The organism is Streptomyces sulfonofaciens, assembly GCF_014656295.1.
Classification (GTDB): Bacteria; Actinomycetota; Actinomycetes; order Streptomycetales; family Streptomycetaceae; genus Streptomyces; species Streptomyces sulfonofaciens.
The window spans coordinates 94,147-117,790 of the sequence record NZ_BNCD01000008.1; the positions used below are offsets into that span (position 1 = coordinate 94,147).

General features: G+C 71.1%; 18 protein-coding genes. 10 read left to right on the top strand and 8 right to left on the bottom strand.

Annotation, left to right across the window (positions count from 1 at the left end; all coding sequences use genetic code 11):
• Positions 1-204 precede the first annotated feature (204 nt).
• Complete coding sequence (locus IE313_RS15220; protein ID WP_189932314.1) at positions 205-855, top strand: DedA family protein; 651 nt, start codon at positions 205-207, stop codon at positions 853-855.
• Between the two features lie 537 nt (positions 856-1,392).
• Here the strand turns inward: IE313_RS15220 and IE313_RS15225 are convergent.
• Genes IE313_RS15225 through IE313_RS15235 form a run of 3 tightly spaced genes read right to left on the bottom strand, consistent with a single transcriptional unit; the run spans position 1,393 to position 3,085 of the window.
• Positions 1,393-1,953, bottom strand: coding sequence for a hypothetical protein (locus tag IE313_RS15225; protein WP_189932316.1), 561 nt, complete (start codon positions 1,951-1,953; stop codon positions 1,393-1,395).
• Complete coding sequence (locus IE313_RS15230) at positions 1,950-2,336, bottom strand: hypothetical protein (protein ID WP_189932317.1); 387 nt, start codon at positions 2,334-2,336, stop codon at positions 1,950-1,952. Before IE313_RS15230 ends, IE313_RS15225 begins: the two co-directional genes overlap by 4 nt.
• A 56-nt stretch (positions 2,337-2,392) precedes the next feature.
• Positions 2,393-3,085 (bottom strand): DJ-1/PfpI family protein, encoded by a 693-nt coding sequence (locus IE313_RS15235; protein ID WP_189932327.1) that lies wholly within the window; start codon positions 3,083-3,085, stop codon positions 2,393-2,395.
• 212 nt (positions 3,086-3,297) lie between these two features.
• Here IE313_RS15235 and IE313_RS15240 point away from each other — a divergent pair, with 212 nt between their 5' ends.
• Entirely contained in the window at positions 3,298-4,236 is a 939-nt protein-coding gene (locus IE313_RS15240; protein WP_189932335.1) for a GlxA family transcriptional regulator, read from the top strand.
• 101 nt (positions 4,237-4,337) lie between these two features.
• Here IE313_RS15240 and IE313_RS15245 read toward each other — a convergent pair whose 3' ends face one another.
• From IE313_RS15245 to IE313_RS15255, 3 genes are all read right to left on the bottom strand, one after another.
• Positions 4,338-5,642, bottom strand: coding sequence for an MFS transporter (locus IE313_RS15245; protein ID WP_189932337.1), 1,305 nt, complete (start codon positions 5,640-5,642; stop codon positions 4,338-4,340).
• Positions 5,633-6,061, bottom strand: a complete 429-nt coding sequence (locus tag IE313_RS15250) for a MarR family winged helix-turn-helix transcriptional regulator (RefSeq protein WP_189932339.1) — start codon at positions 6,059-6,061, stop codon at positions 5,633-5,635. The genes IE313_RS15245 and IE313_RS15250 overlap by 10 nt, the downstream gene beginning before the upstream one ends.
• 418 nt (positions 6,062-6,479) lie before the next feature.
• Entirely contained in the window at positions 6,480-8,606 is a 2,127-nt protein-coding gene (locus IE313_RS15255) for an alpha-galactosidase (protein ID WP_189932340.1), read from the bottom strand.
• 179 nt (positions 8,607-8,785) lie between these two features.
• Here IE313_RS15255 and IE313_RS15260 point away from each other — a divergent pair, with 179 nt between their 5' ends.
• The 7 genes from IE313_RS15260 to IE313_RS15290 all read left to right on the top strand — a co-directional run bounded on the left by IE313_RS15260 (position 8,786) and on the right by IE313_RS15290 (position 19,149).
• Positions 8,786-9,961: an ROK family transcriptional regulator gene (locus IE313_RS15260; protein ID WP_189932342.1), complete on the top strand. Its 1,176-nt coding sequence runs from the start codon at positions 8,786-8,788 to the stop codon at positions 9,959-9,961.
• An 8-nt stretch (positions 9,962-9,969) separates the two neighbouring features.
• On the top strand, positions 9,970-11,283 hold the full coding sequence (locus IE313_RS15265; RefSeq protein ID WP_189932344.1) for an ABC transporter substrate-binding protein: 1,314 nt from the start codon (positions 9,970-9,972) through the stop codon (positions 11,281-11,283).
• Between the two features lie 40 nt (positions 11,284-11,323).
• Complete coding sequence (locus IE313_RS15270; protein ID WP_189932345.1) at positions 11,324-12,277, top strand: carbohydrate ABC transporter permease; 954 nt, start codon at positions 11,324-11,326, stop codon at positions 12,275-12,277.
• On the top strand, positions 12,274-13,197 hold the full coding sequence (locus tag IE313_RS15275) for a carbohydrate ABC transporter permease (RefSeq protein WP_189932347.1): 924 nt from the start codon (positions 12,274-12,276) through the stop codon (positions 13,195-13,197). Before IE313_RS15270 ends, IE313_RS15275 begins: the two co-directional genes overlap by 4 nt.
• 121 nt (positions 13,198-13,318) lie before the next feature.
• The gene (locus tag IE313_RS15280) at positions 13,319-15,232 is read left to right on the top strand and encodes an alpha-galactosidase D (RefSeq protein ID WP_373316994.1); all 1,914 of its coding nucleotides are present in this window, start codon (positions 13,319-13,321) and stop codon (positions 15,230-15,232) included.
• A 164-nt stretch (positions 15,233-15,396) separates the two neighbouring features.
• Entirely contained in the window at positions 15,397-17,823 is a 2,427-nt protein-coding gene (locus IE313_RS15285) for a glycosyl hydrolase family 95 catalytic domain-containing protein (protein ID WP_189932351.1), read from the top strand.
• A gap of 18 nt (positions 17,824-17,841) precedes the next feature.
• On the top strand, positions 17,842-19,149 hold the full coding sequence (locus IE313_RS15290; RefSeq protein WP_189932353.1) for an SGNH/GDSL hydrolase family protein: 1,308 nt from the start codon (positions 17,842-17,844) through the stop codon (positions 19,147-19,149).
• Positions 19,150-19,426: 277 nt separating this feature from the next.
• Here the strand turns inward: IE313_RS15290 and IE313_RS15295 are convergent, their stop codons facing one another.
• On the bottom strand, positions 19,427-20,845 hold the full coding sequence (locus IE313_RS15295; protein WP_189932355.1) for an alpha/beta fold hydrolase: 1,419 nt from the start codon (positions 20,843-20,845) through the stop codon (positions 19,427-19,429).
• Between the two features lie 477 nt (positions 20,846-21,322).
• On the opposite strand from IE313_RS15295, the gene IE313_RS15300 reads away from it, so the two are divergent.
• The gene (locus IE313_RS15300) at positions 21,323-21,709 is read left to right on the top strand and encodes a DUF1304 domain-containing protein (RefSeq protein ID WP_189932357.1); all 387 of its coding nucleotides are present in this window, start codon (positions 21,323-21,325) and stop codon (positions 21,707-21,709) included.
• A gap of 204 nt (positions 21,710-21,913) precedes the next feature.
• Here IE313_RS15300 and IE313_RS15305 read toward each other — a convergent pair whose 3' ends face one another.
• On the bottom strand, positions 21,914-23,404 hold the full coding sequence (locus IE313_RS15305) for an MFS transporter (RefSeq protein WP_189932359.1): 1,491 nt from the start codon (positions 23,402-23,404) through the stop codon (positions 21,914-21,916).
• Between the last annotated feature and the right edge of the window lie 240 nt (positions 23,405-23,644).

A 23,644-nucleotide genomic window follows, 5' to 3' on the forward strand; every position in this document is an offset into this window, starting at 1 on the left:
GTGAGGAGGGCGGCGGACAGCACGACGACTCGCCAGCTCCGGATGTGTCGGATCATGCCTGCGACGCTACGGCCCGGTCGGTTTCGCGGACCATGAGGTTCACCGCACAAGTGAACTGCGGTTTTCCACACTGCGGTTCACCGCACCCCGGATGTGCGGTGAACCTCATGGTGCCGCTGCCTGCCCGCTCCTTACCTTTGCGGCATGATCGAAGCGAGCAGCGAGGCGGAGCAGGCCGGGGGCGTCGTCGGCTGGGCCACGCACCTCATGGAGTCCCTCGGCGCACCCGGAGCCGGACTGGCCAACGGGGTCGACAGCGTGTTTCCGTTCGTGCCGGGCGAGGTGGTCCTGCCCGTCGCGGGCTTCACCGCGGGCCAGGGCCGTATGAGCGTCGCCGCCGCGATCTTCTGGGCCACGGTCGGTTCGGTCGTGGGCTCCCTGGTGGTGTACCACGCGGGCGCTCTGCTCGGACGTGAGCGCATGCGTTCCATAGCCGCGCGTATGCCACTGGTCAAGCCGCATGAGATCGACCGCGCGGAGGTCTGGTTCGCTCGGCATGGAGCCAAGACGGTCTTCATCGCTCGTATGGTGCCGGTGCTCCGCAGCCTGATATCCATGCCGGCGGGCATCGAGCGGATGCAGGTCCTCACCTTCGTCGGCTTCACCGCGCTGGGGAGCCTGATATGGAACACGGCCTTCGTTCTCGCGGGGTACTGGCTGCGCGGCAACTGGCGCCTGGTGGAGAAGTACGGCGGCCTCGCGTCCAAGGTGGTCGTGGGCCTTGTCCTGCTGGCCGTGGGCTACTTCGTCGTCTCACGACTGGGATCGTCCAAAGCACGGCACCGTGCCGGGTGAGTCTTCGAGACGGCCGGTCGGGCGCTGGGTGGCTGGGGGTGGTGGGCGCGGTGCTGTGATGGTCCCGTCAGCCGTCAGCCGTCAGCCGTCAGCCGTCAGCCGTCAGCCGTCAGCCGTCAGCCGTCAGCCGTCAGAGGGTTGCGGGTTGCGAGTTGAGAGGGGAGCGAGTAGTGGGCAGCGGGCGCGAGCCGTACCCGTTGTGCCGGCGCGGCCGGCAGCGGGCGCCCGATGCCGGTACAGGTGCAAGCGTCCGACTGGTGCACCGGTCGCCGGCACCGGTGTCAACCTGCGACCGGCACCCGGGCACCCTGGTCGCCAACCTGTCCCAGGCTGCCCGGTCGGCAGGCAGACGTCAGGACAGACTGCTACCGACGAGTCCATCGAGATACTGCAGGACGACGCCGGGGGAGCGCGCAGCCCGCTCTCCGGCGCGGATGCCGACACCGTCACATGGAAGATCGCCATCAACATCACGGTCTTCACCCGATTGACCATCGCAGCGCTGTCCGGTCTGACAAGACGCGGTCACGGAGCCCCTCACGCCCCCGTGGTGGAGCCGGGCCGGACGATCATCAGGACCGTGACCGCGACCCACAGGACATTGAAGACACCGGTGACCATGGCCAGTCGGCGGGCGGCACGCAGGCCGGAACCGGAATCGGAGCCAAGGGCGGAACCAGAATCATGTCGGGAGCCGGAGCCGGAGCCGGGGCCGAACTGGGATGCCGAGCCAGGACCAGGGCCATGTGCAAGCGCACTGTCCTTGGCGGAGGCCAACGCATCCTCCTGAGCAGGAAGGATCAGAAGAACCAGGACGGCCGCGGCCGCGAAGGTCAGGACGATCGAGGCGATCAGCCAGGGGCTCGACAGGACGCCGAGACTGCTCGCCGTCCCGAACCCGAAGAGGAGAAGAGCGATGCCGACGGCCGCATAGACGCGACATATACGGTGCAGCACCCCGAGGGTCGCCAGGATCTCGCCACACGGCTCACCGTGGGCGCGGCGCAGGGCACCGGGAAACATGCTTGCAGCGACGGTGACAGGACCGACAGCCAGAACAGCGGCCAGGACATGCAGGGAGAGGAGGACTTTCGTCATGACCGCTCCACGGCGGCGGGCACGTACTGACGCCGGCCGATGACCCGGGAAGCAGGCAGCCGCCCGGCATGGGAGGTCCCGGTGAGGGTCTCGCCGTCGACCGTCACGGCGAAGACCAGGTTCAGACGAAGGGGCTTGGTGATGGCCTGGTGCCAGGTCAGCAGGTCGCCGTCCAGCACGATGCCGGTGAGCGGGACCTTCTCGCCGGTACCACCAGCGGCAGCGGCGATACCGGCCGCGGTGGAAACACCGGTGGCCGTGGAGAGACCGGCGGTAGCGGCGGTACCGGTGATCCGGCCGTTTTCCCGGCGGAGTTCCAGTACGGCTTCGATACGACCGACGGGGGTGGAGATGGACAGGTCCCAGTTACCTTCGACGGACATACGGAGGCTCTTCCTTACAGTGCGGTACAGAGTGGGTGGACGGCTGCGGGTAGGAATCACAGGGCGGCGGGGACGGGGCCCTGGTTCCGCCACACGGTGCCGCGACGCTCGTGGGCGAACAGGTCCTCCACGGCCTGGGCGATACGCGGACCGAGCTCGCGCTCCAGCAGATAGAGGCCCAGGTCGAGCCCGGAGGTGACACCGGCGCCGGTGACCAGGTCGCCGTCGTCGACGATTCGGGCGCGTACGGCGTGGGCGCCGGTGGCGTCGAGCAGGTCCAGGCCCAGGTGGTGGGTGGTGGCGTAGCGGCCCTCCAGCAGTCCGGCCATGGCCAGGACCAGCGAGCCACCGCACACGGCGGTGACGGTCACCCGGGGGTTGGCCATCGCCGTCCTGAGCAGACCCGGCAACGCGGTGGTGAGGGTGCGCCCCAGCAGTACGGAGATGGACTCGTTCCGCCGCCACTCACCGGGGGCTCCGGCTGCCTGGTCCGGGGCCTCGCCGAGCTCGCCCACCCGCCCCGAGGCCCCCGGCAACAGGACCAGACCGGGTCGGTCCGCGTCCAGGGCCGAGGTGGCGCGCAAGGTCAGTCCCCCCGTTCCGCTGACCACCTCCCGCGGGCCCTCGGACGAGACGAGCTCGACGCTCATCGTTCCCGCACAGGCGTCGGCGCCGGCGCTCAGGACCTCGTAGGGCGCGATGACGTCGAGCGGGTCGAAGCCGTCGTAGAGGACGATCTGGGCATGCATAACGGGAGTCCTTGGAGAGGGGGATGGAGGCCGGGGCAGTGCCGGAGCGGTCATGACGTTAGCCGGGCAGGGCCGCGTACCCCAGTGGCGATAGTGACAGTCTTCAACGGGATACCGCCAAGCCGCTGCAAAGGCTTCTGACCTCGGTCTATCAAGGAGGACATGGCTCTCTGCCCTTCAAGTGTGGTGAGGCGGGCGGGTAGGTTCTGGACATGCACACAGTCGCCGTCCTCGCGCTCGACCGGGTGATTCCGTTCGACCTGTCCACCCCGATCGAGGTCTTCAACCGCACCCGGCTCCCCGACGGGCGTCCTGGCTACCAGATCCGGGTGTGTGCCGAGGAACGCGAGGTCGACGCCGGGGCGTTCACGTTGCGCGCGCCCTGGGGACTGGAGGGGCTGAAGGGCGCGGACACCGTGATCGTGCCCGGCACGACCGACCCGGCAGAGCCCCCATCGCCCGCCGTCCGTGCGGCGTTGCGGGAGGCCGCGGACGGGGGCACCAGAATTGCGTCGATCTGTGTCGGCACCTTCCCGCTGGCGGCCTGCGGGCTCCTCGACGGACTGCGGGCCACCACCCACTGGATCGCCGCGGACCAGCTAGCCGCCGCGTATCCGGCGGTCGACGTCGACCCGGACGTGCTGTACGTCGACAGCGGCCAGATCCTCACGTCGGCCGGTGCCTCGGCCGGCCTCGATCTGTGCCTGCACATGATCCGGCGCGACTACGGCTCGGCCGTGGCCGCGGACGCCGCCCGTCTTTCCGTGATGCCGCTCGAACGCGAAGGAGGCCAGGCACAGTTCATCGTCCACGACCACACGCCCACGCCGATGGGATCAGTCCTCGAGCCGGTACTGACCTGGCTACGCGACAACCTGGAGTGCGATCTCACCCTCGACGACATCGCCGCGCACGCCGGGGTCAGCACCCGGACGTTGATCCGGCGTTTTCGCGAGCAGACCGGCACCACGCCCCTCCAGTGGCTGCATCGGGCCCGCATCCGTCGGGCGCAGCACCTTCTGGAGACCACTCGTCACTCCGTGGAACGCATCGGTTCCCAGGTCGGATTCGGCTCACCCACGGCCTTCCGCGACCGATTCAAACGCGCCACCGGTGTGAGTCCGCATGCCTACCGTCGTGCTTTCAGCTAACGGGGGCAGGCCCTTCCGGCTGACGGGGCAGGCCGTCGCGAGCGGGCGACGACACAGGTCATCGGGACGGACCGAGGGGGACTCCCCGCCTTCCCGCCGCGCTACTGCCCGTCCCCAGGAGTCGTCGGTGCGGGCGCCGGTGCGGGTGTCGGCAGGGGTGTCGGCGGGGGCGTCGGCGCGGGTGGTGCGGCGGACCGCCGTAGGCCCGGGGTCAGGGTGGCCACCAGGGCGACGGCGCCCACGCACAGCAGGCCGCCGCTGACCAGGGCCGTGGTGCCCGATGTGGCGGTTGCGACGAGCCCCCCGCGCAGGTTGCCGAGATCGGGCCCGGCCTGGCCGACGATCTGCTCGGCGCCGGCGACCCGGCCGAGCAGTCCCACCGGGGTGTGGCCCTGGACGACGGTGCTCCGCGAGACCACGCAGACGGTGTCGGCCGCGCCGGCCAGGACGAGGAAGGCCAGCCCCGTCCACGGCTCGGGCGCCATGCCGAACAGCGTGAGCGCCACGCCCCAGGAGGCGGATCCGACGAGCATGACCAGGCCCGGACGGGGGAGCCGAGTGTAGGTTCCGGACAGGACGGACGCGGTGACACCACCGGCCGCCATCGCGGTCAGGAACAGCCCGAGCGTGCGAGGGTCGCCGCCGAACCGCTCCGCGTTGATCAGAGGGAACAGGCTGGTCGGCATCGACAGCACGGTGGCCGCCAGGTCCGTGAGCAGTGCTCCGCGGATCGCGGGTGTCCGGGCTACGAAGGCCAGGCCGTCCAGGACACCCCGTGGTCCCGGCCGGGCCGACCGGTCTCCGGGATCCATCCGCGGCAGGCCCCACGCACCGTGGCAGGCGGCCGCGAAGGTGAGCGCGTCGATCGCGTAGCAGCCGTTCACGCCGAGCCCGCCCACGGTCAGGCTGCCGAGGGCAGGGCCGGCCAACATGGCGCCCTGGAAGGCGAGCCGGTTGAGCGCGAGGCCCGCGGCCAGTCGGTGCGCCGGCAGGAGCCGGGGCACGAAGGTGCGCGAGGCGGGACCGCTGCCGGCGCCGAAGCAGGACCGCACGGCGACCAGCGCGAGGACGCCGACGGTCGGCAGACGGCCGAAGACCGCCTGCAGCGCGAGCAGGAGCGAGCACAGGGCCTGTCCGCAGGTGGTCACCAGGTAGAGCGCCCGGCGTTCCACACGGTCGGCGGCCGATCCGGCGAAGAGCCCGAGTACGACGAGCGGCAGCGCCTGGGCCAGTCCCACGGCGCCGGTCCACGTGGTGCTCCTCGTCGTCTGCCAGACCTGGAACATCACGGCGACGAGGGTCATCTGCCCGCCGAGCGCGGACAGCGCCTGGCCGGCCAGCAGCCGCCGGAACGGCGGCGACGACCTGAGCGGACTCACATCGAGCAGGGCCCGCCTCAGCACCATGCCGGGTCCTGGGCCAGCTTCTCGGCTATCCGCTCGTGAAAGCTCCTGTGCTCCAGCGCTCGTTCGATGTCGGTGACGACCCGGCTGAGCGGGTAGGGGAGTTCGGCCTCCAGATCCTCCAGAGCGGCCTCGGTGGCCCTCCACTCCGCCGCCAGACGGTCCACGACGCCGCGGGCGCGGTCCGTCAGCGTCACCTTCTTGCTGCGTGCGTCGTCGCCCGCGACGGTCTCGACCCAGCCGGCCCTGCGCATCGCCGCGACCTTCTGACTGAGTGCCGAGTGGGTGCGGCCGACCGACTCGGCCAGTTCCGTGATGGTCATCGGCCCGCGGTCGGCCAGCCGCAGCAGCTCCATCACATAGGTGGTCTTCAGCCCCTCGATCCGCCCCTCCGCGTAGACCCGTGCGATGTCCGCATCCATGGCGGCCTGGAGGTACCGCAATGGCCGCCAGAGGCTGTGCAGGGACGGATCCTGCCCACGCCCCCGCTCATGCGCCTCCCCCCGAGCCCGCCCGTACGTCCGCTCCTGAGCCCGCCCGTACGTCCGCTCATGCGCCTGCCCACGCGCCTGCTCATGTGCTTGCCGATGAGCCCGCTCACGCGCCTCCCCCGCCGCCTGTGCGGAAGTCTGCGCGGGGGCCCGCACCGGGGTCTGGGCGGGCCGCCCTGCGGGCTCCGGCGGTGGGTTCCGTGCGGGGTTCTTGGCCATGAGGACATCGTAACAGCGCTTATATAAGCACTGTTGCAGTTCCTGGCGCGCGGTTCGCCGCAACCAGGTGCCACCCCGCCCACCCCGCCCCGGCGCAGCCGCCCCGGAACGCCTGTCCCGGCGCACCCGCCTACTCGTCCACCCTGACCAGGTGCAGCGAGGTGCTGGCCCAGTCCCCGCGCGGCAGATCGGGCGTGATGCCGTACCCGGTCAGCACGGACGCGTGGTGCACCGTGCCGGTGCCGGTGTCCCGGTAGCGGGCGGCGGGGTCCAGGCCGGCGAGCCGCAGGACGGGGAGCGGTGTGCCGTGGCGCGGTGCACGCTGCCACACCAGCACGAACGCCTCCCGGCGGTCCCCGGTGGTGTACTGCACGGCGGTCGGTCCGTCGTCGCCGGGACCCCGCAACCGGTGCTGGGTGCCGTGCTGCACGATGTGCCGGACCTCCTTGTACCGGGCCACCAGCTCGGCGCCCTCGGCGCGTTCCTCGGCCGTCCAGTGCGCGAGGTCGCCGCCGATCGCCAGCACCCCCGCCATCGCGACGTGGAAGCGGTAGCGCAGCGGCACGCAGCGGCCGGTGAGCTGGTTGGGCACGTCGGTCACCCAGGCCGTCATCGCCCGTGCCGGATAGACCTGGCTGAAGCCGTGCTGGATCGAGACCCGGTCCGCCGCGTCGGTGTTGTCGGACGGCCACGCCTGGTCGGTACGGGAGAGGATGCCCAGGTCGACACGGCCGCCGCCGCCGCTGCACGTCTCGATCCGCAGCCCGTGGTGGTCTGCGCGCAACCGGTCGATGACGGCGTACAGGTTGTGCACGTACCGCGTCCACAGCACGTCCTGGCCCTCGGCGCGGTCGGGCCAGCCGGCCTCGCTGAAGGCGCGGTTCATGTCCCACTTGAGGAAGTCGATGCCGTTGTCCGCGACCAGCCGGGTGAGCCAGCCGTAGGCCCACTCGGCGACGTCGTCGCGTGCGAAGTTGAGCACCAGTTGGTTGCGCAGCTCGGTCCGGGCGCGGTGGGGGAAGTGCAGGACCCAGTCCGGGTGCGCGCGGTACAGGTCGCTGTCCGGGTTGACCATCTCGGGCTCCACCCACAGGCCGAAGCGCATGCCGAGCCGGTGCACCTCCTCGATCAGCGGGGTGAGCCCGTCGGGGAAGCCCTTGGCCGCCGGGGTCCAGTCGCCGAGGCCCGCCGTGTCGTCGCGGCGGGCGCCGAACCAGCCGTCGTCGACGACGTAGAGCTCGACGCCGAGCTCCGCCGCCTGCCCGGCGAGCGCCTTCTGCCCGCTCTCGCTGACGTCGAAGCCCGTGGCCTCCCACGAGTTGAACAGCACGGGCCGCAGCTCCTCGGGGTGCGGCAGCACATGGGCCAGGGTGTGGGCGTGCCAGGCCCGGCTCGCCGCGCCGAATCCGCCGTCGGTGTAGAGGGCCGCGCAGCGCGGCGTGGTGTACTCCTCGCCGGGGCCGAGCGGCAGGGCCGTGCCGTCCTGTCCCGCGCCGCCGGTGAACGCGGTCCGCCCGTCGGGGGTGCGCTGCACGGTGACGTGCCAACTGCCGCTCCAGGCCAGGGCCGCGCTCCACACCTCACCGCGGTCCTCGGTGGCGTCCCCGGCGTCCAGCATCACCCATGGGTTCGCGTGGTGGCTGGTGATGCCGCGCCGGCTGGTGAGCACGGTCTCGCCGTGCGGCACCGGCTCGCGGTGCAGCAGGCCCTCGGCCGACCAGCGGCCGGTGACGTGGCTGAGCCGGTAGTCGTCGCGCGGCGGCAGCGTCCAGGCGGCGGAGTCGGCGCGCAGCACGGTGAGCGGCTCCCGGGACGTGTTGCGCAGCACCGTCCAGCGCTCGATGACGTCGCTGTCGTCGTGGACGCGGTAGTGCAGGACGACCGTGAGCGGGTAGTGGCGGTCGCAAAACTCCAGGGCGAGTTCGGCCGTTCCGGGCGACGGTTCACCGGTGCTGTGGCCCACGGGCTGCCACTCGAAGGCGCGCGTGCCGTCGGCGAACTGCACCCGCAGGGAGGGCGCCCCGTACCGGGTGCCGCCGTCGACGGGCAGTTCCTCACCGGCCGGCGGACGGCCCTCGAAGCTGCTGATCTCCCCGGCCGGCGGCGACACGAGCTCACCGGCCGCCGCGAGGGTCAGCCGGGGGCCCCACGCGAGGTGGCAAGGCGCTCCCGTGTCGTCGACCCGCAGCGCGTACGACGTGCGCGGGGTGGAGAGCAGCCAGACCCCACGGGCCGGGTCGAAGGAGATCGCAGACATTGATCCTCGCGTTCGGATAGCGCCACAGGAGCAGGGAGCAGCCAAGCGCTCCTTCGATCACCTGTCAATACCACTACGAGATCTCACATTCATAGGTGAGCGGCATCCATATCAGGCTCTTCAAAAGGGCCTTGCTTCTTTCATTGACAGCAGAAAAGAACAACCTTATGTTTCCGGCCATGCGTTCGACGCCTCCTCGTGAGGCGGCCCCGGCGACCACGCCGGCCGCTTCCCTCGTCTTCACCACTCTCCTCTCCCACGGCCCGCTCACCCGGGCCGAGATCGGGCGGCGGACCATGCTGTCCGCGGCCGCCGTCACCAAGGCGGTCCGTCCGCTGATGGAGGTCGGCTATCTGGTCGAGGGTGCGGACGACGGGGCGCGTCCCGCTCTCGGCCGGCCCGCCAACCCGGTCCGGGTGGATGCGGGCCGGGCGCTGTTCATCGGGATCAAGGTGACGGGTGACGAGATCATCGCCGTCCTCGCCGACCTGTGCTGCCGCATCCGGGTCGCCCGGCACGTGCGGCTCACGGCCCGGGGGCCGCAGGCGGTGCTGCCGCGGATCACCGCGCTGGTGCAGGAACTCCTCACGGAGGCCGACGGGTTCGGCGTACGGGTGCGCGGGCTCGGCATCGCCGTCTCGGGGGACGTGGACCGCACGCGTGGCGTGGTCCGCTACTCGCCGTTCCTGGAGTGGCGCGACATCGCGCTCGCCGAGATCGTGGAGACGGCGACCGGGCTGCCGGTCACGGTCGACAACGACGTACGCGCGCTCACGGTCGCCGAGCAGTGGTTCGGAGCGGGCGTCGGCCTCTCCCACTTCGCGCTGGTGACGGTGGGTGCCGGCATCGGCTGCGGCCTGGTGGTGCACGGACGGGTGGTGTCGGGTGCGCACGGCGTGGCCGGCGAGATCGGGCACCTGTCCATCGACCCGCTCGGCCCGCCCTGCCACTGCGGCAACAACGGCTGCGTCGAGGCCATCGCGGCCGATCCCGCCATCCTGCGCGAGGTCCGCAAGGCGACCGGGAAGCCCGTGCACACCGCTGCCGAGGCGCTGGCGCTCGCGCATGAGGGGGACCCCGGCGTCCGCGACGTCTACGCACGGGCCGGCGAGGCCATCGGCAGGGCCATCGGTTCCGTGGTCAACGTCCTCGGCCCGGAGCGAGTGATCATCTCCGGCGAGGGTCTGGCCGCCTACGACCTGTTCGCCGAGGGCATCCGCGACGCCTTAGCGGCCTCCGCCTTCGGTGCCGCCGCGCAGTGCGACGTGATGACACGTCCGCTGCCCTTCGAGGAATGGGCGCGCGGGGCCGCGGCCACGGCGATCCAGTCCTTCATCGGATCAGACACGTACTAGGAGTAGCGATGACGCTGCAGAGCCGCACCCCCAGGACCCCCGCAGGTCCCAGTCGCAGGAAGGTGGTCCAGGGACTGCTGGGCGCCTCGGCCGCCGCCCTGGCCACGCCCGCCCTCGCCGCCTGCGGCTCGGGCGCGGCGGCCGACCCGAAGACGGTGACGTTCGGGTCGAACGGCGCGGACGCCACACCGAAGAAGGCCTACGCCGCCCTGACGGACGCCTTCCACAAGGCCGACAAGCTCACCGTCAAGACGAACACCGTCGACCACGACACGTTCCAGAAGAGCATCTCCACCTATCTGCAGGGCACTCCGGACGACGTCTTCACCTGGTTCGCCGGCTACCGCATGCAGTACTTCGCCAAGAAGGGCCTCGCCGCACCCGTCGACGACGTCTGGGAGAAGATAGGCGGCGACTTCAGCGACGCAGCCAAGCAGCTCTCCAAGGGCGAGGACGGCAAGTACTACTTCGTCCCGCTCTACAACTACCCCTGGGCGGTCTTCTACCGGAAGAGCGTCTTCAAGAAGTACGGCTACGGGATCCCCGCGAACTGGAGCCAGTTCACCGCGCTCGCCAAGCAGATGAAGAAGGACGGGCTCTCGCCGATCGCCTCCGGCTACGGCGGCGGCGACAGTTGGAGCATCCTCGGCGCCTTCGACTACCTGAACCTGCGCGCGAACGGCTACGACTTCCACATGTCCCTGATGCGCGGGCAGGTCTCCTGGACCGACAAGCGGGCCGCGCGGACCATCGACCTGTGGCGCGAGCTGGCCCCGTACTACCAGAGCGGCGCGGCCGGCCGCTCCTGGCAGGACGCCGCGCAGTCGCTGCTCGACAAGAAGTCCGGCATGGCGGTCATCGGCCTCTTCCTCGGCCAGCAGGTCACCGACGAGTCCCTCCGCTCCGACATCGACTTCTTCCCGTTCCCGGAGATCGACTCCGCCTACGGCCAGGACACGGTCGAGGCGCCCACGGACGGCTTCATGCTCAGCCGCAAGCCCAAGAACGCCGACGGGGCAGCGAAGTTCCTGGAATTCCTCGGCAGCGCCAAGGCGGAGAACCTCTACATGGGCGTCGATCCGAGCAACGTCGCCGTCAACTCGGGCGCCGACACCAGCTCCTACAACGCCCTGCAGAAGAAGTCCGCCGAGCTCATCGCCGGCGCCAAGCACATCACCCAGTTCGCGGACCGCGACAGCGACCCCGGGTTCATCTCCACGGTGATCGAGCCGGGCTTCGCGGAGTGGCTGAACCACCCCGACGACGGATCGGCCCTGCTCAAGAAGATCGAGTCGCAGCGCTCGCACTTCTTCACGGCCTGACTCCCCGGCTCCACGGCCTGACTCCCCGGAGGGGTTCACCATGTCCACCGTGCGTACCGCGTCCCGGTCGTCCTCGCGCGCACACCCCCGTCGCTCCCGGCAGCGCAGTCTCGGTCCTGGTGACCGCCTCTTCCTGACGGTCGTCGTCGGCATCCCGCTGCTCGCCCTGCTGGTCTTCGTGTGGCTGCCGGCGCTGGCCTCCATCGGCCTGTCCTTCACGAGCTGGGACGGCCTCACCCTGTCCGACATCCACTGGATCGGACTGGACAACTACCATCAGATCTTCACCAACTACCCGCCGTTCTGGCCGGCCGTACGGCACAACGTGTTCTGGCTGCTGTTCACCGCGCTGCTGCCCACCCCGTTCGGCGTCTTCCTGGCCTACCAACTGGACCGCAAGATCCGCTTCACCCGGATCTACCAGACGGCGATCTTCATGCCGATGGTGCTCTCCCTGGCCGTCGTCGGCTTCATCTGGGAGATCATCTACAACCCCGACACGGGCCTGCTCGACGGTGTCATCTCCGCCGTCTCCTCGGGCCACCACATCGACTGGCTGGGCAACCCGGACCTGAACCTGTGGGCCGTCCTGATCGCCTCCGGCTGGCGGCACACCGGCTACATCATGATCCTCTACCTGGCCGGCCTCAAGGGCTTCGACCCCGCCCTGAAGGAGGCCGCCGCGCTCGACGGCGCCAACGGGCGGCAGACGTTCCTCCGCGTGGTGCTGCCCGCCATGAAGCCGGTCAACATCATCATCCTGGTCGTCACCGTCATGGAGTCGCTGCGCGCCTTCGACATCGTCTACGTGCTCGGCGGCGGCACCGGCAGCAAGCCCGGCATGGAGCTGTTGTCCCTGCTCATCAGCGACAACATCATCGGCGAGTCCAGCCACATCGGATACGGCTCCGCCCTCGCGGTCATCCTGCTCCTCGTCTCCCTCGCCGCGATCGGGACCTTCCTCGTCCAGACCTTCCGCAAGGAGGACCAGTGACCGCGACCGCCACCCCGCCGGCCTCCCGGTCACGCACGCCGCTGGCCCCCGCCGCGGCCGCCCCGGGCGGGCCGCGACGCCAGACCGGGCGCCACCTCATGCTCGGCGGCATCGCGCTGCTGTGGCTCGTCCCGCTGCTGTGGGCCGTCTACACCTCCCTGCGTCCCTACTCCGACACCACCAGGCACGGCTACCTGTCCTGGCCGCGCAGCATCAGCCTGCAGAACTTCTCGGACGCGTGGAGCCAGTCCGGGATGCCGCACTTCTTCTGGAACTCGGTGCTCATCACCGTCCCCGCGGTGCTCGGCACGCTGCTGTTCGCGGCGGCGGTGGCGTTCTTCGTGTCGCGGTTCGACTTCCGCTGGAACGTCGCGCTGCTGATGCTCTTCACCGCGGGCAACCTGATCCCCGCCCAGGTGCTGATCACCCCGCTGTACCGGCTGTACCTGCTGCTTCCGCTGCCGGCGTGGATGAGCGACTCGCTGCTGGTCTACAACTCGCTGTGGGGCATCGTCTTCATCCACATCGCCTACCAGTGCGGCTTCTGCACCTTCGTGCTCAGCAACTACATGAAGACGATCCCCAAGGAGATCTCCGAGGCCGCCCTGGTCGACGGTGCGCCGGTGTGGCGCCAGTTCCTCCAGATCGTGCTGCCGCTGTGCCGGCCGGCGTTCGCGGCGCTCGCGACCCTGGAGTCCATCTGGATCTACAACGACTTCTTCTGGTCGCTCGTCCTGATCCAGACCGGCGACAAGCGTCCCATCACCTCGGCGCTGGCCAACCTCCAGGGCCAGTACTTCACCAACCCCAACCTGATCGCGGCAGGCGCCCTCATGACCGCGATCCCCACCCTGCTGGTCTACTTCGCGCTCCAGCGCCAGTTCATCAGCGGGCTCACCATCGGCTCGGGCAAGGGCTGAGCCGCCGACCCGACGTCCCGACGGCCACCACGGCCGGTCGGCCCCCCGGCGTCCGGAACGCACGTCCCTGCCCGGTTCCACCGCGCTGTCCCCCGCGATCCGACAACAGGAGGTCCGACCCATGCGGTCACCCTCGTACCCGACGCCGCACGGCGCGCACACCCCTTCCGTGCGCCGTGCCATGAGAACCGTGGCGGTGCTGGCCACCGCCGCCGCCCTCGCCGCCGCGGCCCCCGCCGCAGGAGCCGCGGCCCAGGCCGGGGCCGCATCCCCGGCCGGAACCACTGCCTCCGCCACCACTGCCGCCGCCACCGCCTCCGCCGCCCCGGTGCGGGCCGCGAGCACCCCGGGCGCCTCCGGCATCGCTGCCAAGCCGTACATGGGCTGGTCCAGTTGGAGCATGCAGTCCTCCAAGTACCCGGGCCTCAACCCGGACGGTGACTACAGCTACCTCACCGAGGCGAACGTCCTGAAGCAGACCGACGCCCTGGCCGCCAAGCTCAAGCCGTACGGCTACGACTACGTCAACATCGACGCCGGCTGGTGGCGCGACAACACCTGGAAGCCGGAGTTCGACCAGTACGCCCGGCAGACGCCTGACCCGGTCAGGTTCCCGCACGGGATGGCATCGGTCGCCGACCACATCCACGCCAAGGGGCTCAAGGCCGGCATCTACCTGCCCGTCGGCCTGGAGAAGGAGGGCTACGCCGACGGCAAGGCCCCCATCTGGCACGCCCCCGACTGCACCACCGCCGACATCGTCTATCCCGACCTGCGCACCACCAACGGCTGGGACAGCGCCTACAAGCTGGACTTCTCCCGTCCGTGCGCACAGAAGTACATCGACTCGCAGGCGCAGATGTTCGCCGACTGGGGCTATGACTTCCTGAAGCTGGACGGCGTGGGCCCCGGCTCGTTCAAGACCGGCGACAACTACGACAACGTGCCCGACGTCGCCGCCTGGCACCAGGCGATCGCCGCCACCGGGCGGCCGATCCACCTCGAACTGTCCTGGTCGCTCGACATCGGCCACGCCGCCGACTGGCAGAAGTACTCCAACGGCTGGCGCATCGACACCGACGTCGAGTGCTACTGCGACACCCTCGTCAGTTGGGAGAACTCGGTCAACGACCGGTGGAACGACGCACCGGCCTGGAGCCACGAGGCGGGCCCCGGAGGCTGGAACGACCTGGACGCGATCGACGTCGGCAACGGCGACATGGACGGCCTCACCAAGGCCGAGCGGCAGAGCTACCTGACCCTGTGGGCCATCAACAAGTCGCCCCTGTTCACCGGTGACGACATCACCCGGCTCGACGACTACGGCCTGTCCCTGCTCACCAACCGGGACGTCATCGCCGTCGACCAGAGCGACGCGCCCGTCGCACGCCCCGTCACACCCGTCGGCGACCAGCAGGTGTGGGCCACCGGGAACAGCGACGGCAGCTACACGGTCGCCCTGTTCAACCTCGGCTCCGCCCCGGCGTCCGTCACGGCCCACTGGGCGTCCCTCGGCTTCACCGGCAACGCCGCCGTGCGCGACCTGTGGAACAAGGAGAGCCTCGGCACCCACAAGGACCAGATCACCGAGGCACTGCCCGCGCACGGCTCGCGGCTGTTCACCGTCAGGCCCGGCGGTTCACCGCTGGCCACCACCACCTACGAGGCCGAGGCGCCGGACAACACCCTGACCGGCAACGCGTCCGTCGCCACCTGCGACGCCTGCTCGGGGGGCAAGAAGGTCGGCAACCTCTACGTCGGCAGCAAGCTCGGTATCAACGACGTCCGGGTGAAGAAGGCCGGGATCTACACCGTGCGCGTCTCCTACGTCAGCGGTGACCCGCGCTCGGTGACCGTCTACTCGAACAGCGGCAACGGCACCAGCCTGCCCTTCCCCGCCACGGGCGACTGGGGCACCGCCGACACGGTCAGCGTCCAACTGGCCCTGAAGGCGGGCACCAACACCATCACCTTCGACAGCGGCGACGGATACGCCCCGGACATCGACAAGATCGACGTTCCGCGGTCCGCCTGACGCGCCCGCGGGGCCCGGTGACCCGATCCGGGCCCCGCGCCGCAGGCCGGCGACACCCCTCGACTTCCGCACCCCGGCGTCCCATCCGCCTACCGGTGCCCCTCCGACGAGCCGCGACGGCCCCTGCCGCCGCCGTCGGACCCGCACGTGCCATTCCCCCGGACATGGAGTGCACCACCGTGGACATCCAGCACACCGAAGCATCCGACGACCGCCCCAGCCGCAGAGGCTTCCTCAGCCTCGCCGCCGCCACCGGCGCGGCCGCGGCACTCGGCCTGCCCGCCTTCACTGCCTCGGCGGCCCCGCTGCGCCCCACCGCATCGCCCCTGCTGTCCGCCGCGGACGCCGCACGCAACCAGCTTTGGTGGCGGACGCCGGGCTCCGCGGACTCGATGATCCAGCAGGGCCTGCCGGTCGGCAACGGCCGCCTCGGGGCACTGGCCGGCAACGACCCCGCCGGCGAACTGCTGATGATCAGCGATGCCACCCTGTGGACCGGCGGCGCCAACGACACGCTCCAGGACGACGGCCAGTTCCCCTACGGCCGTGCGGACTTCGGCTCGCTCACGCTCCTCGCCCGGCTCACGGTCGAGATGGACGGCCACGACCTCGGCGCCGCCGACGGCTACCGGCGCACCCTCGACCTCGCCCAGGGCCTGGTCACCGCCTCCTACCGGCTCGCCGGCACCACCTACCAGCGGCAGATCTTCGCCAGCCACCCCGACGACGCCATCGTCCTGCACTTCTCCCAGCAGGGCGGTGGTACCCACACGGGAACGATCCGGCTGGCCGGTACGCATGGCGAGACCACCACCGCGAGCGGCGCCGGGCCCTGCGTGTCGTTCGGCGCCTCCTTCGCGAACGGCCTCAAGTACGGCGCCGCCGTCACCGCCCGCAGCAGCACCGGCAAGGTCGCCGTCGACGGCGCGTCGATCTCCTTCAGCGGCTGCGAGGACCTCACCGTCGTCGTCAGCGGCGGCACCGACTACGCGCCCGACGCGGCCGCCGGGTTCCGCGACCCGGCCCTCGACCCGGAGCGCCTGGCGAGGACCAAGGCACTGGCCGCCGCCGCCCACTCCGCCGACACCCTGCTGCACACCCACGTCGCCGACTTCCGTGCCCTCTCCGGGCGGTTGGACATCGACCTCGGCACGTCGTCGCCGGCCCAGCGCGCACTGGACACCTGGGAGCGGCTGCAGGCCCGCTACCGCGACGACGTCCCCGACCCGGAACTGGAGGCGGCCTACCTGCGGTTCGGCCGCTATCTGATGATCTCCGGATCGCGCGGCAGCCTGCCGATGGGCCTCCAGGGCCCCTGGCTGGACGGCAACGACCCGGACTGGATGGGCGACTACCACACGGACATCAACATCCAGATGAACTACTGGATGGCCGACCGCGCGGGCCTGTCCGACTGCTTCGACGCCTTCGCGGACTACTGCCTGGCCCAACTGCCGTCGTGGACCGACATCACCCGGCGGCTGTTCAACACCTCGACCAACAGGTACCGCAACTCCAGCGGCAGGATCGCCGGCTGGACGGTCGCCATCTCCACCAACCCCTACGGCGGAGGCGGCTGGTGGTGGCACCCGGCCGGCAACGCCTGGCTCTGCCAGAGCCTGTTCGAGCACTACGAGTACACCCAGGACCGCGCCTACCTGGAGAAGATCCTTCCTCTGCTCGAAGGGGCCGTGGAGTTCTGGGAGGCCCGCCTCCTGACCACGACCGTCACCGACGCGTCAGGAGCGGAGCGCGAGGTCCTGATCGCCGACAGCGACTGGTCGCCCGAGCAGGGCCCGCTCGACGCCAAGGGCATCACCTACGCCCAGGAACTGGTGTGGAACCTCTTCGGCAACTACCACACCGCCACCGAGGTGCTCGGCAGGGACAGCGCCCACCGGGCGGCCGTCGACGCCCTGCGGGAACGCCTGTACCTGCCCGTGGTCAGCCCCAAGACCGGGTGGCTGGAGGAGTGGATGTCCCCGGACAACCTCGGTGAGACCACCCACCGGCACCTGTCCCCGCTCATCGGCCTCTTCCCCGGCGACAGGATCCGTCCGGACGACTCCACGCCGAAGGACATCCTCGACGGCGCCACGGCCCTGCTCACCGCACGCGGCATGAACAGCTACGGATGGTCCAACGCCTGGCGCAGCCTGTGCTGGGCGCGCCTGAAGGACGCGGACAGGGCCTACCAGCTCGTCGTCACCAACCTGAAGCCGTGGGCGGGCGACGGCAACGGCACCGCGCTGAACCTCTTCGACATCTACCAGGTGGAGCCGGGCCGCGGCATCTTCCAGATCGACGCGAACTTCGGCACCCCGGCCGCCATCGTCGAGATGCTCCTCTACTCGCGGCCCGGACACGTGGAGCTGCTTCCCGCGCTGCCGGACGCGTGGGCGGCCTCGGGCTCCGTGTCGGGTGTGGGGGTGCGCGGCGGCTTCGTCGCCGACGTCCGATGGCGCGGCGGCAGGGTCACCGAGGCGACGTTCAGGAGCGTCGGCGGCCGGAGCACCACCGTCGTCGCCGGCGGCCGCACGAGGCACATCAGTCTCATGCCCGGCGAGTCCACCACGTTGCGCAACCTCTGAAGAGTGGAGAGATCGACGATGTCCCACGAGAGAAGACACCCGGCGGCGAGGCGCCGGCCGGGCGGCGGAGCACTGCGGTTCCCGGCCCGCTTCCGGCTCGGCGTGCTGGCCGCGGCCGGCGCGCTCGCCGGCGTGGCGCTGGCGGCCGTGCCCCCGTCCACCGCGCACGCGGCCGACGGCACGGTGTCCGCAGCCCGCGGCACCCGGGTCAGCGCCTGGTCGCCCAGCATGACCACCGCGGGACCCGCCTTCGCCGACCAGACCATCCGGATGGTGGCGCACAGCAGCGTCGCCGGCTCCGACATCCGCATCACCCTGTCGAACCGCTACAGCGACACCCCGCTCGACCTGGGCGCCGTGGACGTCGCCGTCCAGGAGGACGGGGGAGCGGCGAAGCGCGGCACCACCCGCAACGTCACCTTCGGCCACTCCCGCACGCTCACCATCCCGGCCGGCCAGGAGGCCGTCAGCGACACCTTGCCGATCTCGGTGGACGCCGGCGAGAACCTGCTCGTCAGCCTCTACGTGCCGGGCGCGACGGGCATGTCCACCTGGCACTCCGACGCGTTCGACACGACGTACATCGCCGCCGGCAACCACAGCGGCGACGACAGCGCGCAGGCCTTCGGGTCCACCACGACCTCGTGGTACTACCTGGCCGGTCTCGACGTGGTCTCACCGAGCGCCAGGGGCACCGTCGTCGCCTTCGGCGACTCGATCACGGACGGCTACCACTCCTCCACCGGCACCTACACCCGCTGGCCGGACATCCTCGGCCGCCGGCTGGGCGCCGAGCCGGGCCCGCAGCGGCTGGGCGTGGTGGACGCCGGCATCGGCGGCAACCGCGTCCTCACCGACGTGCCCAACCTGTGGCAGGGCGTCAGCGCCCTCAAGCGCTTCCGCCACGACGCCCTCGGCCAGCCGGGCGTCAAGGACGTCATCCTCTTCGAGGGCATCAACGACATCGGCAACAATGCGGGACCCGGCGGCGCGCCGCTCACCGCGCAGGACCTCGCCGACGGCTACCGCACCCTGATCGACGAGGCCCACGCCGCCCACGTCCGCGTCATCGGCGCGACCCTGATGCCCGATGAGGGCAACGGCTACTTCACGCCCGCCGCGGAGGCGATCCGGACGAGCGTCAACCAGTGGATCCGCACCGGCGGCGCCTTCGACGGGGTCATCGACTTCGACCGCGTCATGCGCGACCCGGCGCACCCGTCCGCCCTCGACCCCCGATACGACTCGGGGGACCACATCCACCCCGACGACGCGGGCATGGCGGCGATGGCCGACGCGATCGACCTGCGGCTGCTGCGCACCTGACGCAGCGGGCCGGGGTTCCTCGGCGGCGCCCCGCTCCGTCAGGATCGGGGCGCCGTCCCGTCGGGGCGGGGGCGCCGCCTTCTGAACGGGGCCACGACCGCGCGGATGTGGTCGAGCACACCCCAGCGGACGGCGGCCGGTGTTCGCCTTTCGCGTGGGCGCGTGGGCGCGTAGGTGCCCGGGTGTGGGCGCGTGGGCGCCGGCCCACCGCACCGTCACGTCCCCACCGCACCGTCATCGCGTCCCTGCCGTGCTGTCCCCGCCCCCTGCGGCGCCGTCACGCCCCCTGACGTGCCGTCAGGTCGTACGGGCGCGGGAAGGGCGCCGGTGCGTAGCGGATGTAGGCGGTCTCCGTCACGGCGCCGTGTTCACGGGCCGAGGCGTTCATACCGTGTGCGCTGGTGTCGCCCCAGTGCCCGGTGGCGACGCGCTCGTCGAGGGTGCGCACCGCCGTCAGGGCCTCGTCCTGCGTGAAGTTACAGTGCCCCGCCCGCTCCACGTACGTCTGGCGGAGCAGTGCCGAGGTGCCCGCCGCACGGGCGGTGTCCCGGTAGGCGTGCTCGTTCTGCACGGGGACCAGTCCGTCGTACACGGTGTGGACGTTCAACTGGGGCCTGGTCAGCGCGCCGGAGAAGGAGGCGGTCCTCGCCATGAAGTCCACGGCCGCGTCCTCGGCGTTCAGACGGGGTGCGGCGCCCAGCGCCGACAGGTCCTCGGCGAGCGTGAGCCCGGCCGACCTGTACAGTCCCTCCGCCTCGTCCCGGTACGGCGAACGGGCCAGCATGGCCGCGTAGTCGACGCCCGAGTTCCAGGACACGGAGCCACCGGCGTGCGATTCCGCGTCCTGGCGCCACCGGGTGGTGGAGGGGATGAGCGTCTCGGAGACGACCGCGTACTGGTTCGCCTCGGTGGTCGCCCAGTCGCGCCGGCCCGGCCGCTGCTGGTCGGTCGCGTTGTAGCCGGCGACGCCGGCGAGCGCGGCCGCCAGGGCGATGCGCGCGCGGCCCGCCGGCGTCCTCTGCGCCCGCTCGGCCTCGGCGGTGAGCGCGTCGGCCGAGGCGTCGGCCTCGGCGCGGTCCCGGAACCCGGTGAGCCGGATGCCGCTGTCCGGCGCCAGCAGGGTGCGCAGGACGAACGACAGGTCGAGCTGGTTGTTCCAGCGCGCGACGCCGCCCGCTTCCGTGCCGCACATGGCCAGCGAGCCGTCGATCCGGTCGCCGTACTCCTCGGCGAGTCTGGTGGTGATCATGCCGCCGAGCGATTCTCCCCAGGCGAGGGCCCGTTCGGCGGGGCCGAAGACCTCCCCGAACTTCTCCAGTGTGGCGACCTGGTCGTCGACCGCCGTGTCGACCACCCACCCCGGCGACACGTAGGACGAGCCGATCAGGGCGTACCCCTCGTCGAGCAGTTGCTGTCGGGTGTCCCCCCACCCGGGTGCGTTCTTCGCCGGGTTGGGCTGGTCGTGGCCGGGCTCCACGGCGACCAGGCCGTGGCTGTAGAGGAGCACCGTGCCGTTCCAGTGGGCGGGGACGTCCATGAGGTAGGTGGCGCCGTCCGGGAGGGTGCCGGTCACCTGGCGCGCGGCGGCCGTGTCCGCCGGGGCCGGCTGGGTGCCGCCCGTGGCGAGGGCCAGGAGGATCCCGGCTCCGAGGAGGGCGGAAAGGGCTGGACGGTGGCTGCGTCGTAATCCGGTCATCGGGGCCTCCGCATCGCGTGTGCACGGATGGAGATCAGTGCCCGAAGGGGAAGAGGGCCGTGATGTGGCTCACTTTTCCCCTAACCGGACTCTTGGGCTTGTGAACGGATGTGTGAGGATGCGGCGCGCATAACGAGACAGAGGCGCATGAGAAGCGCAGTGACGGTCATGCCCCCTTGTGAGCGCCCTCTTCACTCAGGCACCGCACGGCCCCCGCGTGAGGGTCCGGGGGAAGCCGAATATGGCCGGTGGAGGACCGCGTCCGCGGCGGTTCGGGGGCTGTTCGCGTGGCGGGGTGCGGGCAGACTCCGGGTGGGTCCGGCCCGGGTGCTGGGCAGACTTCGCCCGGGTTCGGCCCGGTTTCGGATCGGCCCGGTCACGATTCGGCCTCCGGCCTGCACCCCGGCGCACCGGCGTGGAGCACGGCAGGCCATAGTGCCTCGCACCACACGGTTTGTCGGTTCATCAGGAGTGAATGTGCTGGTCGTCGCCCTTGTCTTCGCGATACTCGCCGCTTTGACACACGTCTACATCTTCGTGCTGGAGTCCCTCCTGTGGACCGCGCCGAAGACCAGGGCGGTCTTCGGCACCTCGGAGGACGAGGCACGGGCCACCCGGCAGCTCGCGTTCAACCAGGGCTTCTACAACCTCTTCCTGGCCGTGCTGGTCGCACTCGGCGCGGTGGTCGCGCTCGCCGCCGACGACACCGTGGGCAGGACGCTCGTCGTCGCGGGCACCTCCTGCATGGTGCTCGCCGGCCTGGTCCTCGTCCTGAGCGACCGCACCAAACTCCGCTCCGCCCTGGTCCAGCTCGTCACCCCGGCCGTCGCCCTCGTGGCGCTCGGCGTCGATGCCCTGCACTGAGCGGACGCCCTGCACTGAGCGGATGCTCGGCCGCGACCGGATGCTCGGCCGAGCCCGGACGGTCGGCAGCGCCCGGATGCTCCGCCGCGCCCGGACATGTGGTCGCGCCCGCGCGCGTGGTCGCGCGGTCCGGCCGCCGCCTGCCGTCCTCCGCCGCCTCTCGGCCGAGGGTCTGCGGCTGTTCGGTCCACGGCTCGCGGCCGCTCAGCCCGTGGCCCGCGGCCGTGCCGTCGCGGGCCCGTCCGTGCCCGTGTCCGAGGCGTCCCGTTCCGCCGGGGCCGGCGCGGAGGCCGAGTACGCCGCCGTGCCACCCGCCGTGCCACCCGCCGTACGGCTGCGCGCGAGCGGCACGCAGAGCAGCAGCGCCACCACCGCGGCGCCGCCGCAGGTGGCGAAGGCCGCGAGGTAGGAGCCGAGCGCCGGAAGTCCGGCGGGGGTGGTGAAACTCGCGAAGTAGACGCCGACGACCGCGCTGCCCAGCGACTGGCCCACCGCGTACATCACGACAGAGAGGCCGAGCGCGATACCGGACTCCTCCGCCGGCACCACGCTGAGCACGAGCAGTTGCGTGGCCGCCAGCGCGATGGCCAGCCCCATCGAGTCGGGTGCGAGGGAGACGAGTTCGGCGAGGGGCGTGGAGTGGCCGACGGCGTAGCCGGCGAATCCCACGATGATGAGGCAGAAGGAGATGGCCGCGGTCATCACGAGACCCCGCTGCCGCCCCCACCGCAGCACCAGGGTGCCGAGTGCAGGCCCCACCGCCTGCGGGACCGCGAACCAGGCGGTGGCGTGGCCGCTCCAGCCGAAGCCGAAGCCGGCCTGGAGGGGGGTCTGGGCGAGCCGGGTCACCGCGGAGAGCGAGCCGTAGATCCCGAAGGCCACCAGGAAGGTCATGGCGTACGGGATTCCGATGTGCGGCTGCACCAGGTAGCCCACCTTGATCAGCGGCACCTGCGCGGTGCGCTCGCGCAGCCACCACAGGCCGAACAGCACCGCGCCGCCCACCAGCAGCGACACGACCCCCGCCGAGCCCCAGCCCCAGGCCGAGCCCTCGCTCAGCCCGAGCAGCACCGCGACGAGCGCCAGGGTCAGCAGGCCGGCACCGGGGAGGTCGAGGCCGCCGGTGGCGCGCCGCGGTGAGTCGTGTACCAGCAGGGCGGTCGCCACCAGGCCGATGAGTGCGGCAACGGCACTGATGGCGAAGTACAGGTGCCAGGACCTGCCGACGAAGGAGCCGAGCAGCAGTCCGGCCGCGATGCCGAGACCGGTGCACACATGGATGGAGCTGATGGTGCCGTGCGCCCGCTTCGGCTCCAGGGTGTCGTTGGCGATGGCCACGGGCAGCGCGAGCATGGGGAGTTGGGCGCCGATCAGGACCCGGCCGAGCAGCACCAGCGGCAGGGTGGTCGCGAAGGTGTCGATGACGCAGCCGACCACGACCAGGCTCATGGCCAGCAGGATGACGGGCCGCTTGCCGATGAGGTCGCCGAGCCGGGTGAGCACGGCGAGGAAGACCGCACCCGACAGCAGTCCGGAGGTGAGGATCCAGGACGTGCCGGCGGGCGAGGCGCCCAGCTCGGCACCGATCTCGGGCAGCAGGGGCAACAGGCCGACCTGCACCATCTGGAGGGCGAAGCCCAGGTAGGTCAGGGCCATGATGGCCGCGCGGCCGTTGCGGGGAGGACGGGAGGTCACACGCGTCAACCGATCGGACGAGGAGGGAGTACGGCGCGCGGTACGCTAGGCCGACCCAGAAATGTATGTCAATGGTTACGTAACTGCTTACACACATAGGCCGGGTGCGCGCTGACGGAGGACGGCGTGGGCGCGCCTGCGCAGGCGCTGCGGGAATCCGGTTGCGGGCGGGCCGACGCGCCACCGGCGGCGACCGGCAGGCGGCGGGCCGACGCGCGACCCGGCGGCACGTCAGATGAG

Coding starts and splice junctions, on each gene's coding strand:
- IE313_RS15220 (WP_189932314.1), top strand. CDS start 205: ATGATCGAAGCGAGCAGCGAGGCGGAGCAGGCCGGGGGCGTCGTCGGC.
- IE313_RS15225 (WP_189932316.1), bottom strand. CDS start 1,953: ATGACGAAAGTCCTCCTCTCCCTGCATGTCCTGGCCGCTGTTCTGGCT.
- IE313_RS15230 (WP_189932317.1), bottom strand. CDS start 2,336: ATGTCCGTCGAAGGTAACTGGGACCTGTCCATCTCCACCCCCGTCGGT.
- IE313_RS15235 (WP_189932327.1), bottom strand. CDS start 3,085: ATGCATGCCCAGATCGTCCTCTACGACGGCTTCGACCCGCTCGACGTC.
- IE313_RS15240 (WP_189932335.1), top strand. CDS start 3,298: ATGCACACAGTCGCCGTCCTCGCGCTCGACCGGGTGATTCCGTTCGAC.
- IE313_RS15245 (WP_189932337.1), bottom strand. CDS start 5,642: ATGGTGCTGAGGCGGGCCCTGCTCGATGTGAGTCCGCTCAGGTCGTCG.
- IE313_RS15250 (WP_189932339.1), bottom strand. CDS start 6,061: ATGGATGCGGACATCGCACGGGTCTACGCGGAGGGGCGGATCGAGGGG.
- IE313_RS15255 (WP_189932340.1), bottom strand. CDS start 8,606: ATGTCTGCGATCTCCTTCGACCCGGCCCGTGGGGTCTGGCTGCTCTCC.
- IE313_RS15260 (WP_189932342.1), top strand. CDS start 8,786: ATGCGTTCGACGCCTCCTCGTGAGGCGGCCCCGGCGACCACGCCGGCC.
- IE313_RS15265 (WP_189932344.1), top strand. CDS start 9,970: ATGACGCTGCAGAGCCGCACCCCCAGGACCCCCGCAGGTCCCAGTCGC.
- IE313_RS15270 (WP_189932345.1), top strand. CDS start 11,324: ATGTCCACCGTGCGTACCGCGTCCCGGTCGTCCTCGCGCGCACACCCC.
- IE313_RS15280 (WP_373316994.1), top strand. CDS start 13,319: ATGCGGTCACCCTCGTACCCGACGCCGCACGGCGCGCACACCCCTTCC.
- IE313_RS15285 (WP_189932351.1), top strand. CDS start 15,397: ATGGAGTGCACCACCGTGGACATCCAGCACACCGAAGCATCCGACGAC.
- IE313_RS15290 (WP_189932353.1), top strand. CDS start 17,842: ATGTCCCACGAGAGAAGACACCCGGCGGCGAGGCGCCGGCCGGGCGGC.
- IE313_RS15295 (WP_189932355.1), bottom strand. CDS start 20,845: ATGACCGGATTACGACGCAGCCACCGTCCAGCCCTTTCCGCCCTCCTC.